This is a genomic window from Bacillus sp. BS98 (assembly GCF_008432245.1).
Taxonomy (GTDB): domain Bacteria; phylum Bacillota; class Bacilli; order Bacillales; family Bacillaceae_G; genus Bacillus_A; species Bacillus_A toyonensis.
Window position 1 is genome coordinate 4,335,257 of sequence record NZ_CP043830.1, and the last position, 16,108, is coordinate 4,351,364.

Annotated in this window: 16 protein-coding genes and 2 other annotated features; of the genes, 2 read left to right on the top strand and 14 right to left on the bottom strand. The window is 36.6% G+C overall.

What is annotated here, in order from left to right:
- Nucleotides 1–2: 2 nt before the first annotated feature.
- Complete coding sequence (locus F0362_RS22480; protein WP_000446231.1) at nt 3–365, top strand: hypothetical protein; 363 nt, start codon at nt 3–5, stop codon at nt 363–365.
- A 22-nt stretch (nt 366–387) separates the two neighbouring features.
- Here F0362_RS22480 and F0362_RS22485 read toward each other — a convergent pair whose 3' ends face one another.
- The gene (locus tag F0362_RS22485; protein WP_000094770.1) at nt 388–2,187 is read right to left on the bottom strand and encodes a DHA2 family efflux MFS transporter permease subunit; all 1,800 of its coding nucleotides are present in this window, start codon (nt 2,185–2,187) and stop codon (nt 388–390) included.
- Nucleotides 2,188–2,199: 12 nt separating this feature from the next.
- On the bottom strand, nt 2,200–2,853 hold the full coding sequence (locus F0362_RS22490; RefSeq protein ID WP_001071409.1) for an HlyD family secretion protein: 654 nt from the start codon (nt 2,851–2,853) through the stop codon (nt 2,200–2,202).
- 296 nt (nt 2,854–3,149) lie between these two features.
- Between F0362_RS22490 and F0362_RS22495 the strand changes: the two genes are divergently transcribed.
- Nucleotides 3,150–3,767: a TetR/AcrR family transcriptional regulator gene (locus F0362_RS22495; protein ID WP_000023657.1), complete on the top strand. Its 618-nt coding sequence runs from the start codon at nt 3,150–3,152 to the stop codon at nt 3,765–3,767.
- A gap of 41 nt (nt 3,768–3,808) precedes the next feature.
- On the opposite strand, the gene F0362_RS22500 is transcribed toward F0362_RS22495, so the two are convergent.
- The 12 genes from F0362_RS22500 to F0362_RS22560 all read right to left on the bottom strand — a co-directional run bounded on the left by F0362_RS22500 (nt 3,809) and on the right by F0362_RS22560 (nt 16,027).
- Nucleotides 3,809–4,894, bottom strand: coding sequence for a M42 family metallopeptidase (locus F0362_RS22500; protein WP_000163548.1), 1,086 nt, complete (start codon nt 4,892–4,894; stop codon nt 3,809–3,811).
- A gap of 69 nt (nt 4,895–4,963) precedes the next feature.
- Nucleotides 4,964–5,455: a dUTP diphosphatase gene (locus F0362_RS22505; protein WP_000365050.1), complete on the bottom strand. Its 492-nt coding sequence runs from the start codon at nt 5,453–5,455 to the stop codon at nt 4,964–4,966.
- A 441-nt stretch (nt 5,456–5,896) separates the two neighbouring features.
- Nucleotides 5,897–6,253, bottom strand: a complete 357-nt coding sequence (rplT, locus tag F0362_RS22510) for a 50S ribosomal protein L20 (protein ID WP_001138362.1) — start codon at nt 6,251–6,253, stop codon at nt 5,897–5,899.
- Nucleotides 6,254–6,290: 37 nt separating this feature from the next.
- Complete coding sequence (rpmI, locus tag F0362_RS22515) at nt 6,291–6,491, bottom strand: 50S ribosomal protein L35 (RefSeq protein ID WP_001125945.1); 201 nt, start codon at nt 6,489–6,491, stop codon at nt 6,291–6,293.
- A gap of 21 nt (nt 6,492–6,512) precedes the next feature.
- Complete coding sequence (gene infC, locus F0362_RS22520; RefSeq protein WP_000973214.1) at nt 6,513–7,016, bottom strand: translation initiation factor IF-3; 504 nt, start codon at nt 7,014–7,016, stop codon at nt 6,513–6,515.
- Nucleotides 7,017–7,078: 62 nt separating this feature from the next.
- Nucleotides 7,079–7,199: a sequence feature (ribosomal protein L20 leader region), on the bottom strand.
- A gap of 210 nt (nt 7,200–7,409) precedes the next feature.
- The gene (gene thrS / locus F0362_RS22525; RefSeq protein WP_149889973.1) at nt 7,410–9,347 is read right to left on the bottom strand and encodes a threonine--tRNA ligase; all 1,938 of its coding nucleotides are present in this window, start codon (nt 9,345–9,347) and stop codon (nt 7,410–7,412) included.
- Nucleotides 9,348–9,394: 47 nt separating this feature from the next.
- Nucleotides 9,395–9,623, bottom strand: a binding site (T-box leader).
- A gap of 31 nt (nt 9,624–9,654) precedes the next feature.
- A complete protein-coding gene (ytxC, locus tag F0362_RS22530; protein ID WP_000569605.1) occupies nt 9,655–10,536 on the bottom strand; it encodes a putative sporulation protein YtxC in 882 nt (293 codons plus the stop codon).
- 276 nt (nt 10,537–10,812) lie between these two features.
- Nucleotides 10,813–11,751 carry a primosomal protein DnaI gene (dnaI, locus tag F0362_RS22535; protein WP_000400118.1) on the bottom strand — a complete coding sequence of 313 codons (939 nt, stop codon included), beginning with the start codon at nt 11,749–11,751 and terminating at the stop codon, nt 10,813–10,815.
- A gap of 33 nt (nt 11,752–11,784) precedes the next feature.
- A complete protein-coding gene (locus F0362_RS22540; RefSeq protein ID WP_001171837.1) occupies nt 11,785–13,185 on the bottom strand; it encodes a replication initiation and membrane attachment family protein in 1,401 nt (466 codons plus the stop codon).
- Nucleotides 13,186–13,477: 292 nt separating this feature from the next.
- Nucleotides 13,478–13,939 (bottom strand): transcriptional regulator NrdR, encoded by a 462-nt coding sequence (gene nrdR, locus F0362_RS22550; RefSeq protein ID WP_001203687.1) that lies wholly within the window; start codon nt 13,937–13,939, stop codon nt 13,478–13,480.
- Between the two features lie 287 nt (nt 13,940–14,226).
- Nucleotides 14,227–14,610: an adenosylmethionine decarboxylase gene (gene speD / locus F0362_RS22555; RefSeq protein WP_002003660.1), complete on the bottom strand. Its 384-nt coding sequence runs from the start codon at nt 14,608–14,610 to the stop codon at nt 14,227–14,229.
- A gap of 388 nt (nt 14,611–14,998) precedes the next feature.
- The gene (locus tag F0362_RS22560) at nt 14,999–16,027 is read right to left on the bottom strand and encodes a glyceraldehyde-3-phosphate dehydrogenase (protein ID WP_000198973.1); all 1,029 of its coding nucleotides are present in this window, start codon (nt 16,025–16,027) and stop codon (nt 14,999–15,001) included.
- Nucleotides 16,028–16,108: the final 81 nt, after the last annotated feature.

Consider the following 16,108-nt stretch of genomic DNA (forward strand, 5'->3'; position numbering starts at 1 on the left):
ATATGGAATCTACTGGTTTATTTATTTGGCTTATCTTAGCCCCTATTTTGTTATTATGTGAAGGCATCGTTGGCATTTATTTAATTGCTGCCGGAATTAAATATCGAAAATCACTTATCGTTATAACTGGTTTAATTAGCATATCACTTATCGTTGTTCCTATCATTTGTATAGGTTATGGAATAGATTTAGAGGGAATGGTTCCAATTTCGGGAACTTTATATTGGTGCTTCTTCTCATTAGCTGGACTAGTAGCTATTATAAGTGGCAGACAAATATCAAGTATTCGTTCTATGGGGACGATTTTGGTTATAACAGGATTATGCTCTGTAACTAGTTATCATCTTTTATATCTAACTACATAAAAAACACAAAAAAGCAGGGAAATTAATTCCCTGCTTTTCTATTTGGTTTATTGCCTGATGGCAAGAAGAACGATAACACCCAAGCAATACCTGCGAGTATTGTTGCAATTAAGAAGGCATCGTTAATACCGTTAATTGCAGATAGCTTTGAGATTTGTCCGAATAATAGTTGCGTGCTCATCGCATCTCCCGCTTGAGCTGATCCAGCTAAAGCCGCTAAGCTTTGGCCCATACCATGTACTTTATCAACTAAAATTGGATTTGACGTTGTTAACATGTTGCCATAATCCGCTACGTGAGCAGTCGTTTGTTGCGTCATAAGTGTGATTAAGATCGCTGTTCCAATTGAACCAGCTACTTGTCTTGACGTATTTTGCGTTGCTGTACCGTGAGAAATTAATTTCATCGGCAGCGCGTTCATACCAGCTGTCATAATTGGCATCATAATGAATGACATACCAATTGAACGTATAATATAATCCGTCATAATAACGCTATACGGTGTATCCATCGATAATTTTGTAAATTCATATGTCGCATAAGTTGTAATTGCCAATCCAATTATCGCTAATGGACGAATGCCATATTTATCGAATAATTTACCTGCTACTGGTCCCATGATCCCCATAATTAATGATCCTGGAAGAAGTAGTAAACCAGATTCAATTGGCGTAAAGCCACGAATATTTTGTAGATATACTGGAAGTAATAACATACCTCCGAATAATGCCATCGTTACGATTGCGTTAATTACTAAAGTAAAAGTAAATACTGGATATTTAAACACTTGTAAATCAAGCATTTTATTGTCCGTTGTTAGCTCTCTCCAAATAAATACTGCAATACCTACTACACCAATGATAAGTGATATCACAACCTCTGCACTAGTCCAGCTATTATTTCCCGCTTCACTAAATCCATACAATAAGCTACCTAGTCCAATACTTGAACTAATAACACCGAATACATCTAGCTTTGTGTTAGATACCGGCTGAGCTAGTGTAAAGAATTTTAAAGATAGGAAAGTAATAATTAAACCAATCACAAACATTCCGTAGAACATTAAGTTCCAGCTATAGTTTTCAATTACCCATCCTGTTACAGTTGGTCCGATAGCTGGTGCTAAAATCATCGCTACCCCTAGTAATCCCATAGCTGCTCCTCGCTTATGAGGCGGGAATAATGTCATGAAAATATTCATACCAACCGGCATTAAAATACCCGCTCCAACCGCTTGAATCACTCGGCCCGTCATCATCATTGTAAAGTTTCCTGAAGTAGCACAAATGATAGATCCTACCGTGAAGAATAACATTGCCGCTACGAACAATTTACGATACGTAAATCGTGAAACTAAAAAGGCACTAATCGGTACTAAAATACCATTTACGAGCATGAAGCCTGTAATTAACCATTGTGCTGTTGAAGTTGATACATTAAATTCATTCATTAACGGAGGCAATGCAACGTTAATGATCGTTTGGTTTAAAATAGAAACGAACATCCCGAGAATTAATACTGTTACAACTGCTTTTACGTTCACATTCTCTATAGGCATAGACGTTTGTTTTTTCGGCATTTCTTTTTCTTGTTTTACTTCTTCTTGCTTACCTGTTTCTAACTCAACTACATTAGAAATTTCTGTTTCTTGCTTTCGTTCAATTTCTTTTTCTTCTGTTTCTACCTTACTTACTTCTATTTTACTTACGGCTGGGACTTGTTCTTCTCCCACGTTCGTTTTTTTCTTTCGTAAAAGACGATTTACAAGGAAGAAGACGATTATACAAAATAGTGCATATCCTGCAATTGCAATTGAGGACATCTCATCTCCCCCTTACTTATGAATACGAACTGTCACATTCATGCCAGGAACAATATTTACTGATTTACTATGATCTAAAGAAATTTTAACTGGTACCACTTGTGTTACTTTCGTATAGTTCGCTGTTGCGTTGCTTGATGGTAACATAGAGAATGTATTCGCTGTTGTTAATCCAACTTGCTCTACTTTTCCTGATAACGTCGTGTCTGGGTATGCATCTACATACACGTCTACATCTTGACCTTTTTGCACATCGTCAACATCTGTTTCTTCAATATTTGCTGTTACCCATAAATTGTTCATATCAAATGCATAAGCAATTGGGCTACCAGCTCCAACGAAAGCATTTGTCGTTGCGTTTGATTGTACAACTGTCGCGTTTTGCGGAATTGTTACGTCTACTGTTTGCTCCCCATTTGCTCCAGCTACAGTGACAGCACCTAATTTATCGTTCTCATTGTAGTTTTTTCCTACTTCAGCTTTCCAGTCAGTCAATTTACCTGCTGCTGGTGAAGCAATTGGAATTACCTTTCCATCAATTTTCGCATTTTCTGTTTTTAAATAGTTTTCCGCTTGATTGTAATAGTAATAACCGCCAATGCCGCCGCCAACTAGTACAATTAATGTGATAATGTTGATAATCACCATTCTTCGAAACTGATTCATTGCATTCCTCTCCTTATATCGCATATAATTTTTTTCTAAACTATTTACATCCTTATTGTTTATACAGTTTAATTGTTAATTATATTAACCTTTAAACAAAAAAAGCACACCTTCAGCAGCATAAACCGGATTTCGTCTACCTGCGAGTGGTGCTGATTTCTAAAGGACTATCGTTTATAATTATAAATAATTATTTCGAATCTACAACCGACAATTTAAGTATGAAATGTCGCTTAAACAACAATATAATAACGATTTGTTGTTTAAGTGTATAAAATGAAACGAGGAGAAGTAAAATGTCTATTAAAAATACAAATGATCCACGTGTAAAGCGGACGAGACAACTCATACAGGATGCTTTTGTCGCTTTAGTAGGCGAAAAAGGGTTTGAAAATGTAACTGTTCAACATATCGCAGAACGCGCTCCTGTAAATCGCGCTACATTTTATAGCCATTACCATGATAAATACGACTTATTAGACAAAAGCATTGAAGAAATGTTAGAGAAGCTAGCAGAAGTAATCAAACCGAAAAATAAAAATAAAGAGGATTTTCAACTTACATTCGATTCACCACATCCAACATTTTTGGCTCTGTTCGAACACATCGCAGAAAACGTGAACTTCTATAATGTTATGCTCGGGGATAAAGCTGCAGGAAACTACTCTTATAAAATGATGAAAACAATACAAACGCATTTAACATTAAGCTTATCAATTTCACAACCAGATGATAAAGATCTTATGGTTCCTCGTGATATTCTAATTAGTTATGTGACAGGGGCTCACATCGGGATGATTATGTCATGGTTAAAAAGGGGGATGATATATACCCCGCATTTTATGGCCATGCAATTAACTCGTTTAATTATTTTAGGGGCCCATACTGCCGCAGGATTAGAAAGACCTTTTTAACACATAAAAAAGCGAAGGAGATTCTCCTTCGCTTTTTTCTATTAATTAAATGTAATGTTATGTACAGCCTCTTTATCAAGACGTTTAATAACTTCTACAATTAACTTCACTGCATTTTCATAATCATCACGGTGTAACATTGCCGCATGCGAATGGATGTAGCGTGTCGCAATCGTAATTGCCATAGACGGAATACCATTTACAGAAATGTGAATCGCACCTGCATCTGTTCCCCCGCCAGCTACTGAATCATATTGGTATGGAATTTGTAGTTCGTCAGCAACATCAACTACGAAATCACGTAAACCTGTATGTCCAATAACAGAAGCATCATATAAAATAATCTGCGGTCCATCGCCCATTTTACTTTGCGCCTCTTTTGACGTTACACCCGGTGTATCTCCAGCGATACCAACATCTACTGCGAACGCGATATCTGGTTTGATATAATTCGCAGATGTTTTTGCACCACGAAGACCAACCTCTTCTTGTACAGTTCCAACGCCGTATACAACGTTTGGATGTTTTTCATCTTTTAATTGTTTTAATACGTCAATTGCAATCGCACAGCCGATTCGGTTATCCCATGCTTTTGCGAGTAACATTTTTTCATTCTTCATCACTTGGAATTCAAAGTAAGGTACAACTTGATCTCCTGGTCGTACGCCCCACTCCATTGCCTCTTCTTGGCTAGAAGCACCAATATCGATAAACATGTCTTTAATATCAACTGGCTTTTTACGAGCTTCTGGAGGTAAAATGTGTGGTGGTTTTGAACCAATTACACCTGTTACATCTCCTTTACGCGTTACAATTGTCACGCGCTGTGCAAGCATAACTTGTGACCACCAGCCACCAACTGTTTGAAAACGAAGGAAGCCTTTGTCATCAATTTGCGTAATCATAAAGCCAACTTCATCTAAATGACCTGCAACCATAATTTTCGGGCCGTTTTCTTCCCCAACTTTTTTCGCAACTAAACTTCCTAAATTATCAGTAGAAAGTTCGTCCGCAAACGGCTCAATATATTTCTTCATTACTTCACGTGGTTCACGCTCGTTACCAGCAATACCACGTGCATCTGTTAACTCTTTTAGCATTGTCAATGTCGCGTCTAATTTTGTCATTGCCAACACCCTCCTTTTTCTTCAGTCACCTTATTATACAAAAGGAAATTGAAATATTCAAAAATTAAATTAGTATCCTTGTGTTTGACGCTGATGATTTACTTCATTTTTATCTAAATACGCTTTTTCAATTTCTTCTTGTTCAAATTCAAGTGCTTGTCCAAGTCGAAGATAGCTTGTAAATAATTCAATATAGTTCGTGATAGATGGTTGATCTGTAAAACGAATTACTTTCGCATATGTGTCTAAGAAAATTTCCACTTGTGTTTTATTCGTTTGTGCACATTTATAGAATAAGAAGTTTTTATCAATACCTAAATCGATTCCGATTGATAAAATAAAATGCAAACCATCTACGTATTCTTCTAATATTACTTCACGTTCTGATGCTGGTTTATTGCTCCAATATTTAAAACAGCGTGTTTCATTTGCAAGTTCTCCAATTTCTACAAGAAGAGCTAGCATTTTTTCTTTTAACAACTTTTTCGGTTGTAAGTCATGTTCTTTTGCAATACGGTCATCTAATTCTTTTTGTAATTTAAATAGTTGTAGTAAGTCCATTCTATTGTCCTCCTCCAACATCGCATTTTATGCAACAATGTTGTTTCATCTCAAAGTTCATTATTATGTTTCAGTTCTTATGAATAAGTCAGCTATCTACCTCTTTATAAAATAGCTTGTCCTTAATTTACAAATACGTTTCAGTCATCGCTCGTATATTGTTCATCTGATGAAAGTTCCATATCATCTTTCCATTATAGCAGTGTCGTTTCGGCTAGGAAAGATACTCTTCTTTCCAAACGAGCATAATTGAAAAAAGCCAGGAGAATTCTCCTGACTTCATATGCATATTCTTCTATATCGCTATAGTTTTTATGTTGATTTTGTCATATCGATAACGATGCGTCCATAAATCTTTAGAGCTTCATTCACTTCAAACTTCTCTTTGAAAACAAACAAAAAACCTTAGAAGAAAATTCTTCTAAGGTTTCAACTAATTAATTAGTTAATGTTGTTTTTTGCAACTGTTGCTAATTCAGCGAAAGCTTTTTCGTCATGAACAGCTAAGTCAGCAAGCATCTTGCGGTTAACTTCGATGCCAGCATTTTTTAAACCGTGCATTAAGCGGCTGTAAGAAAGACCATTCATACGAGCTGCTGCGTTGATACGTGTGATCCATAATTTACGGAAGTCACGTTTCTTTTGACGACGGTCACGGAATGCATACATTAGAGATTTCATAACCTGTTGGTTAGCAACCTTGAATAATGTATTTTTAGAACCGTAGTAACCTTTTGCTAATTTTATAACTTTTTTACGACGTTGACGAGTAACTGTACCACCTTTTACTCTTGGCATAATATTACCTCCTAATTGTTCTATATATCAGCCGAACTTATTTTAAGTTGTCAAGCATTTGACGAATGCGTTTGAAGTCACCAGCGCTTACTACACCAGCTTTACGTAGTTTACGTTTAGCTTTTGTAGATTTGTTAGCGAATAAATGGCTTGTGTAAGCGTGAGAACGTTTCAGTTTACCTGATCCAGTCTTTTTGAAACGCTTTGCAGCGCCGCGATGAGTTTTTTGTTTAGGCATAGGTATTTCCTCCTCTATCTATTACTTATCGTTTTTCGGTGCTAAAACTAAGAACATACTACGTCCTTCCATTTTAGGCTTAGATTCAATTGTACTAACTTCAGCACAAGCTTCTGAGAAGCGATCTAAAACACGTTGACCGATTTCTTTATGAGTAATGGCACGTCCTTTAAAGCGAATTGACGCTTTAACCTTGTCGCCTTTCTCTAAAAACTTGATAGCATTACGAAGTTTTGTGTTAAAGTCGTGTTCATCAATTGTTGGACTTAAACGAACTTCTTTCATGCTAATTACTTTTTGATTTTTGCGCTGTTCTTTTTCTTTCTTCTGTTGCTCAAAGCGGAATTTACCGTAGTCCATAATGCGGCATACTGGCGGTTTCGCATTTGGAGCAACTAATACTAAATCAAGATTAAGATTTGCAGCTAAGTCTAAAGCGTCATTACGAGACTTGATTCCAAGTTGATCGCCATTTGCGCCAACTAAACGTACTTCACGTGCACGAATTTGCTCGTTAATCATCATATCCTTGCTAATAGTAAGCCACCTCCAAGGTTTTCTCAGAACATATTTTGTAGTCATAGAACCCGACAAAAAAAGTGCGGGCATACGACACCCACACTTGTAAAATCTTAAGTAAGAAATACATTTACCTGCTAACTGCGAATGCGTCCATCAGGTGAGAAGCGGGTGCTTCTACTTGTTCCACAAAACAATATTCTATTATCCTTGATGAGTTTATCATAGGACATGACGTCTGTCAAGAAGACGCGATGTGTTTTACTAACAACAAGAAATATTGTAACAAACAACTAGCATACATGCAATACTTTTTTATGATAAGAGTTACATGGTTATTTTTTCTAGTTTTTCTCTTTTATATTAAAAAGAAAAGCCGCGGTATACCGCGGCTCTTTCTTATCTTTTTCCTTCTACTTTAATCATGTCAACAAAAGCATCTAATGCGATTGTTTCTGATTTTTGTTCACCATATTTACGTACGTTTACGCCATTTTCAGTTACTTCATTGTCACCTACTACAAGCATGTACGGAATTTTTTGCATTTGTGCTTCACGGATTTTGTAACCAATTTTCTCTTCGCGAGTATCTAATTCAACACGAATACCAGCACGGCGCAATTCATCTTGTACTTTCTTCGCATAGTCTAAATGCACTTGCGGAGAAACTGGAATTACTTGCGCTTGAACTGGAGCTAACCAAGTTGGGAATGCACCTTTGTATTCTTCAATTAAGAATGCTACGAAACGTTCCATAGTTGATACAACACCACGGTGAATTACAACTGGACGATGTTGTTTTCCATCTTCACCAACGTAAGCTAATTCAAAGCGTTCTGGAAGTAAGAAGTCTAATTGTACAGTTGAAAGTGTTTCGTCTTTTCCAAGAGCAGTACGAACTTGAACGTCAAGTTTTGGACCGTAGAACGCCGCTTCACCTTCAGCTTCGTAGTAATCAAGACCCATTTCATCCATAGCTTCTTTTAACATACCTTGTGCTTTTTCCCACATCTCATCATCAGCATAGTACTTTTTAGTATCTGCTGGGTCACGATAAGATAGACGGAATGAATAGTTCTCTAAACCAAAATCTTTGTACACTTCTAGAGTTAAGTTTACAACACGTTTTAACTCTTCTTTAATTTGATCTGGGCGTACGAAAATGTGCGCATCGTTTAAAGTCATTCCGCGTACACGTTGTAATCCAGATAACGCACCTGACATTTCATAGCGGTGCATTGTTCCAAGTTCCGCAATACGGATTGGTAATTCACGGTAGCTGTGAATATCGTTTTTATAAACCATCATGTGGTGAGGGCAGTTCATTGGACGAAGAACTAACTCTTCATTATCCATTTCCATTGATGGGAACATACCATCACGGTAGTGATTCCAGTGACCAGAAGTTTCATATAGCTCTCTGCTTCCTAGTACTGGAGTGTATACGTGATCATAGCCTAAGCTTGCTTCTTTATCAACGATGTAACGCTCGATAATACGACGGATCGTTGCACCTTTTGGTAACCAAAGTGGTAAACCTTGTCCTACTTTTTGGCTATTAGTAAATAGTTTTAATTCTTTACCTAATTTACGGTGATCGCGCTCTTTCGCTTCTTCAAGCATACGTAAATGCTCATCTAATTCTGCTTTCTTAACAAATGCAGTACCGTAAATACGTTGTAGCATTTTATTATTGCTATCGCCGCGCCAGTAAGCACCTGCAACGCTTAATAATTTAAACACTTTAATTTTCCCTGTAGATGGAAGGTGAACACCGCGGCAAAGGTCGAAGAATTCGCCTTGCTCATAGATTGAAATAACTGCATCTTCTGGAAGATCGTTAATTAAATCTAATTTTAACTCATCGCCGATTTCTTCCAAGCGACGAAGTGCTTCTGCACGTGGTACTTCATGACGAACGATTTCTAAGTTCTCGTTCACGATTTTTTGCATTTCTTTTTCGATTTTCTTGAAGTCTTCAACTGTAATTGCTTCTTCCATATCAATATCGTAGTAGAAGCCATTTTCGATTACTGGGCCAATGCCAAGCTCAAGTTTAACATCTTTATATAAACGTTTTAACGCTTGTGCTAAAAGGTGGGCTGTTGAATGGCGTAAAATGTATAAGCCATCTTCAGAATCTAATGTAATAATAGAAACTGCACCATCTTCTTCGATTGGTGTAACAAGATCAATCATCTCATCGTTTAATTTTCCAGCCACAGCTTTTTTCTTTAAGCCTGGGCTAATAGAAGCTGCGATTTCTTCAGTTGTTACGCCTTTTGGAAACTCCTTCACAGCTCCATCAGGGAAAGTAATTTTAACTACATCTGCCATCACTGGTCACTCCTCTTTTTCTCAAAATAAAAAACACTCATCCCGTAAAAAGGGACGAGTGTTGAATTCGTGGTTCCACCCTTGTTCTAATTAACATGATTGTTAATTGCTCAAGTTCAACATAACGGTGTTGTCCGTTAGCAATTACTAAAAAAATCGTTCACTGCTAAAGTTTAGAGGTGGTAAGTAATAATCCCGTACTAGGAAGCTCACACCCTAAGGCTTCCCTCTCTGAAAATCGTAGAAAACTACTCATGTCCTCATCATGACATTTCAATATATTTCATTTATGTAGGTAATTATATGCTCAAAAACTTAGAAAATCAAGGGCGTTACCTTTATTTTTTAAATTTTTCACATTGCGTTCAAACTCATGTAATCCGTGTATTTGTATCCGTTCTTGAAATACGTTTCGCAAAGTAATAATCATATTATGGTCTTGTTCTTTCGTATACAAATAGATTTTTTTCGGTGAAATAGAAAGAAGTGGTGCAATTACTTTTGTATCAATATATACATCTTTTTGCTTTAGCAAATCTTCATCTATATATTGGACCAATTTCTCCTGTTTTAAACGTCTACCTTTATCATCATAGAAAATAAAACTTTCATCAAAAATAAGATGCATACAGGACAAACGTGACTTTCGATTACTAACTTGTTGCCGGAGCGTCTCAATGAACATTTGATATTCTTGTTCCATCTTATACTCATCAATTGCCACTTCAGTAAGCTTAGCTACCATTTCCCTATATGTACGAAGACGAAAACGAACATATGATGAAAACGAGAATGAGAGCGGATCACAAAGCCAATTATTTAAAGAAGACTTAATATACGATTCAAATGTGTAACGTGTTAACTCACGAGCAACCCCTTTTCTTCTTCCCTTTAAAACTTCTTGTGCTATATGCAATATTTGATGACACTCTTCTTGTTCTTCATAAAAAAACTTTTCTTTTAAAATTGTATAAATCCACTCATTTTGTTTCACATTCACAATGAAATATACCATGACTGGCAATAAAATCTTTTCAATATAGTGTGATTCACATACTGGTATGTGAATTACAACTTTTTGTTCCTGTAAATATACACTCGTTTCTTTATATAACACTTCCGCCCTTTTCAGTAGTTGTTTATATACGTGCATAGCATCATTTTTTTCTTCGAAGCAAATTTCAATCACTTTTGTCCCCCCTTTTATCCCCGCTCTAAAGGATTGTATCTATACGTTACAAATCCTATAAGAGTTTGGCCCGTGGAAGTTCACTCTTAGTAGAATTGCATTTCCTTTCGTTAGAAAATCCACTCGATATGGCTTGCTAATTTTATATATATTAAGGGAGGGAGAAAAAAATGATACAAGCTACTATGAATTTTCCATAAGAACTGTTCGTTTTACAATTCGACTACGCTGAAAAGCATTCAAAACAAAAAAAGAACAAGCTTCTCAGCTTGCTCTTTACTTATGACGGCGGTTTTTCCCACCGATTGTAATTGGTTTCGCTAAATATTTAATTCGTTCCATAATACGGGCCGCTTTCATTTCTTCTGCTTCACCGCGCTGTGTATACGTTAAGTGATGTTCCAACTGTTTGAAATCAAAATTAGACGTAAAGAACGTTGGTAAGTTTTCTAGCATACGGAATTGTAAGATTGCACCGAGTACATCGTCACGTACGAAACTAGACATCGCTTCCGCTCCGATATCATCTAACATTAAAACTTGTACCCGTTTAACCGCATCAATCTTTTCTCCAATTGAATTATCTTGAATCGAACTTTTAATTTCACGTAAAAATTCTGGGAAGTATACGAGCATGGAACTTATTTTCTTTCGAGCAAGCTCATTCGCAATCGCCCCTAAAAGATATGTTTTCCCTACACCAAATTTACCGTAAAGATATAGCCCCTGTACTTTTTTACCCGGTTCATATGTGCTTAAAAATTCATTCGCTGCACCAATTGCATCAATACGTGCATTTAACTCTGAAGGGTCTAAATTTTCCATAGTCGCCTGTAAAATATCCGTTGGCATATATACACTTTGAACGAGTTTTTCATATTTTTTTCTCTCATCATATGCTACTTTTCTAATGCAACGATCGTATTGAATATCAATCATCTTACCTTGGATAACGAGCTTCGGTTCATATCCTTGCAGCATATTTTTACATGTCCCTAGATCCGGACAATCTGAACAACCTACACATTGTCCAATATATTCATATAGCTTCACAAGACTGCGCTCAATCATAGAAGTCGTTACTTCGCCTTTATGCTCGTCTATAAATTCTTTCACACGCGGATGTGCCATCACTTCCGCCTTTAATACTTCATATCTGTTTTTAAAATTTTCATTTTCCATTAATTTTGTAAATGAATTTTGAATATGCTCCATTTTCTCACCTCAAAGAGCGTTCATTCTCTTCTATTAATCACGCTTATATTTTTTCAACACTTCTTCTAGTCGTTTTCGTTCATCTTCTAACGTACTTGTATCTTTTTCCGCACCTACATCATTTTTCACAGTTTCTTTTTCTTTCGGCTCTTCTTTCAACCAATCTGGTACCATTTCTTTTCGTACTGTTTTCTTCGCTGTACGACCTTTTTTCTTCGTCTCAGCCCATTCTTGGTATTGACGGTTTTCTTCTTTTGCTAGCGCCATTGCTTCAGCTACTGTACCGACCTTTTTACGAGCCCAATGCCCAGCAATCTTCTCCACATACGTTTTCGCAAGTTTCATATCTGAGCGTAGCATAACGTAATAAATAAGTACATTCACAACTCCTGGCGTTAATTTTTGATTGATCATAACATCCTCAACAATTTGCAAGTCCGCTTTCGTCGCCTCTGCACCACCAGAAATCTCTTTCAATAGTTGTTTTGGTGAGATTTCTTCTAATTGTTTTATAAGCATCTCTTCTTGCGATGAAGGCTCTTTCTCTTTCATCGTACGTGCAGCGTGTGGCTGTACTCTTTCACTTAATATTGGTAACGCTTGACCATTTTCGAATTGGTACCAATCGCGCGCTCCTTTTCTAAGCCTTTCCATATCAATTGTTTGCATCTCTGTCACCGCACCAAGAACGATATTTTGCATCGATAACACATCCACACCATACACGTAAGCAAGTGTAATGACACATTCTCGCACTTGATCTGTAATCGCCTTTTTAGGAACAAGAGCGGACAATCCGTCTACAAATAAGGAGAAATCAAAGAAATCGTTCCAAACTTTAGGAGCATCTCCCTTTTCATTATTTGGCATCATTGTCGCTTTTGGAATACGGAGTTCTTCTTGCGCATGCTCAAGCTGTCCTGGATTAAACGAATCAAACACCTCATTAAAAGAACGTGTAATATTTTCATAAGAAGCAAAATCAAATTCTTCTTCTAAGAAATATTGTTTTACTTGATTATATTTTGTCCGACTCAATCGATTGTATAAAAAGATACTTAAAACAATATCATCAAAAAACTGCTTTGGAGATAAAGGTGGTTGCAATTCGTATATAAACATTCGAATATCTTTTTCTTTCTTAATATATACCTTTAAAAGCCCAATTGCCTCTAGCTTTACTCGTTCCTCATATATTTCGGGAAGTTGCATTTGCATGGTCACCATAAGGGAATGATGTGTATTCTCTTTTCCAAATACACGATCTTGCTCTAATGCCCCCCATAGCGTCATGTACAAGCTAAAAGCTCTACTACCTATTAACGGCTGATACAACATCGTTAACACTTTTCGGTCGTAATTATGTAGTAGTCCTTTCGTACTTACTTTATAACGATCAATCGGCAATAGCTCCATCCATGACTGTTTTTGCATTCTTGCTTTTCCTTTCTCTCATCCAATCTATCCTCTAATTCATTCGTTCTATCTTCATTATATATTTTATCTCGCTATTTGCGGGCAGTAAGACTCCCGCATCAAAATTCGGCGAATGCACGGAAGTTTGGCAGGAGATACCTTCCCGTAAATGCCCGATTGGTGAAGGCTAATAATCATTTTGGGATGAACAAAATCCCCAATGATTATTAGCGAAAAAGAGCTATTAGCTTACGCTTCTAGCTCTCTTACCTCATTACTTACAGTATGTAAAGAGAATTGAATACAGCTTCTATTCTCTTTCTTTTTGCAGTATATCTTTTAATTCTTCAATAAATACATTTAAATCTTTAAATTGACGATATACAGAAGCAAAGCGTACGTAAGCAACATCATCGATATCACGAAGTTCTTCCATAACAATTTCACCAATCATATCACTTTTCACTTCTGATATACCTAAATTACGAAGTTCACGTTCCACACTTTGTGTTACTTCCTCTAATTGTCTTAAAGATACTGGTCTTTTCTCACATGCTTTAATTAAACCGCGTAAAATCTTTTCTTTATTAAACTCTTCTCGTGTGCCTTCTTTTTTAACAACGATCAGAGGTGACTCTTCTACTCTTTCAAATGTCGTAAAGCGACTTAAACAACTTTCACACTCTCTCCTTCTTCGAATAGAGCGCCCTTCGTCTACCGGACGCGAATCTAACACTCTTGTGCCATTATGAGAACAGGATGGACAACGCAATTCATTCACTCCCTTACAATTTGATTTTTATTTTTCTCTACTTCATTCACGTAAAAATATATATACAATATTATATAACTCATTCTAATGCTCTTACCACTCTAAGTTTAAATACATGATTTCATCATCTATTTTCCCAACAAAATAAGATGGTAGATGTAGCACTAACTTATGTGTGAGAGCTCCATTTAACTAACTAATGAACACGTTATGTTTTTCCTTTTTTATAAACTAAAAAAGAGGTGCATTACACACCTCTTTACATTTTAAATCAATTATGTTCTTTTTTAAAGAGCTTTTGTTTCTCTCTGCTTAATTTCGAAGCTACCAGTGCCTCGAGGAAGCTCGATACTCTCACGCGTTTTCGCGTTTAAACCTTCTGCAATATATTCTGCAGCAACATTTGGATCAATACGATCCCCACAAGTATAAACATCAATACTTGCGTAACCGTGCTCCGGAAAGCTATGAATTGTTAAATGTGATTCCGAGATAATTACTACTCCACTTACACCTTGTGGTGCAAATTTATGGAAAGCAACCTCACGCACTTCAGCACCAGCTCTTAGTGCTGCATCCACAAATAATTGTTCAATATACGGCATGTCATTAAGCTTGTCGAAATCGCAATCCCAAAGTTCAGCGATCACGTGACGACCCATCGTATCCATAGTATCCATTCTACAGTTCCCCCTTGTAAATTTATTCTAACTGTTCGAATTGAAAACTAATTTGCAATTTGGCTTGCTCCACTACCACGGGGGAAAGTTAGTCCAGAGAGGTCCTAACCCTTTAAGTAGTGACTACGTACCTCAGCTCTTAAGTTTACGAGTGTTAGTATACTTTGTTTATTTTCATTTTGCAACAACAGTTTTTTCGATTTTCTGTCATATTTTCCTCTTTACTTTTCCCTAAAAAAAAGAAATGATTCACAAATACAGTAATAACAACGCTTCGTGGTATGTCCACTTTCCAAAATATTCTCATATAATTTTTTTCCTTTTCAGAAAAAAATAAAAAAAGAGAGGGCAATATTCACTTGCCCTCTCCCCTATTCACTTAAATATGTTGCACATTTTTTTGTTTCGCTAATTCGTCAACAACTAACGTTACAAGATCTACAACACGACGAGAGTAGCCCCACTCGTTATCATACCAAGCAAGTACTTTTACTTTACGATCACCCATTACCATTGTAGATAAGCCATCAATAATAGCTGAGTGTGTATTTGTATTAAAGTCAATAGATACTAAAGGCTCTTCGCTAAATTCTACAATACCTTTTAACGCACCGTTTGCTACAGTTTTGAATGCATCGTTAATAGCTTCAACTGTCACATCACGTTTTACATCTACTACTAAGTCAACAAGAGACACGTTTGGTGTTGGTACACGAAGTGCCATACCATGAAGTTTTCCGTTTAAATGCGGAAGAACTTTTGCTAGCGCTTTCGCAGCACCTGTCGTTGTCGGAATGATTGATTGTCCGCAAGCACGTGCTCTTCTTAAATCTTTATGTGGATTATCAATATTTTTTTGGTCATTTGTATAAGCGTGAACAGTCGTCATTAAACCGTTTTCAATTCCAAACTGCTCATCTAACACCTTCACAACAGGCGCTAAACAGTTTGTTGTACAAGATGCATTTGAAATAACGGTATGTTTTGTAATATCTAATTGGTCTTCGTTCACACCAACTACAATTGTTACATCTTCATTTTTACCAGGCGCTGTTAAAATAACTTTTTTCGCTCCAGCTTCAACGTGAAGAATTGCTTTTTCTTTTGAATTAAATTTACCAGTTGCTTCAATTACAACTTCAACACCTAGATCTGTCCAAGGCAATTCCTTTGGATCGCGGTTGTTTAAAAGGCGAATCATTTTCCCATCAACTAATAAGTGATCTTCAAATGCTTCTACTGTTCCGTCAAACTTGCCGTGAACTGTATCATATTTAATTAAATGTGCTAACGTTTCAGATGGATAGCTTGCATTGATTGCTACAATTTCGAATGCGCTTTCTTTTATTGCCTGACGAAATACCATTCTCCCAATACGTCCAAATCCATTAATTGCCACACGAGTCATAATATGTTATCCCCCTTGAATGCGTTATACTATTTATCTCCAATCCCAATAATAGTATAACACAAAAAGGGGATATGTCAC

What these genes read in the sequence shown, in the direction of transcription:
- F0362_RS22540 (WP_001171837.1), bottom strand. Translation starts at nt 13,185, where the DNA reads ATGCAAAAACAGTCATGGATGGAGCTATTGCCGATTGATCGTTATAAA.
- F0362_RS22560 (WP_000198973.1), bottom strand. Translation starts at nt 16,027, where the DNA reads ATGACTCGTGTGGCAATTAATGGATTTGGACGTATTGGGAGAATGGTA.
- infC (WP_000973214.1), bottom strand. Translation starts at nt 7,016, where the DNA reads ATGATGATTAACGAGCAAATTCGTGCACGTGAAGTACGTTTAGTTGGC.
- F0362_RS22495 (WP_000023657.1), top strand. Translation starts at nt 3,150, where the DNA reads ATGTCTATTAAAAATACAAATGATCCACGTGTAAAGCGGACGAGACAA.
- speD (WP_002003660.1), bottom strand. Translation starts at nt 14,610, where the DNA reads ATGGATACGATGGGTCGTCACGTGATCGCTGAACTTTGGGATTGCGAT.
- F0362_RS22485 (WP_000094770.1), bottom strand. Translation starts at nt 2,187, where the DNA reads ATGTCCTCAATTGCAATTGCAGGATATGCACTATTTTGTATAATCGTC.
- thrS (WP_149889973.1), bottom strand. Translation starts at nt 9,347, where the DNA reads ATGGCAGATGTAGTTAAAATTACTTTCCCTGATGGAGCTGTGAAGGAG.
- F0362_RS22505 (WP_000365050.1), bottom strand. Translation starts at nt 5,455, where the DNA reads ATGGACTTACTACAACTATTTAAATTACAAAAAGAATTAGATGACCGT.
- rpmI (WP_001125945.1), bottom strand. Translation starts at nt 6,491, where the DNA reads ATGCCTAAACAAAAAACTCATCGCGGCGCTGCAAAGCGTTTCAAAAAG.
- F0362_RS22490 (WP_001071409.1), bottom strand. Translation starts at nt 2,853, where the DNA reads ATGAATCAGTTTCGAAGAATGGTGATTATCAACATTATCACATTAATT.
- rplT (WP_001138362.1), bottom strand. Translation starts at nt 6,253, where the DNA reads ATGCCAAGAGTAAAAGGTGGTACAGTTACTCGTCAACGTCGTAAAAAA.
- dnaI (WP_000400118.1), bottom strand. Translation starts at nt 11,751, where the DNA reads ATGGAGCATATTCAAAATTCATTTACAAAATTAATGGAAAATGAAAAT.
- F0362_RS22500 (WP_000163548.1), bottom strand. Translation starts at nt 4,894, where the DNA reads ATGACAAAATTAGACGCGACATTGACAATGCTAAAAGAGTTAACAGAT.
- F0362_RS22480 (WP_000446231.1), top strand. Translation starts at nt 3, where the DNA reads ATGGAATCTACTGGTTTATTTATTTGGCTTATCTTAGCCCCTATTTTG.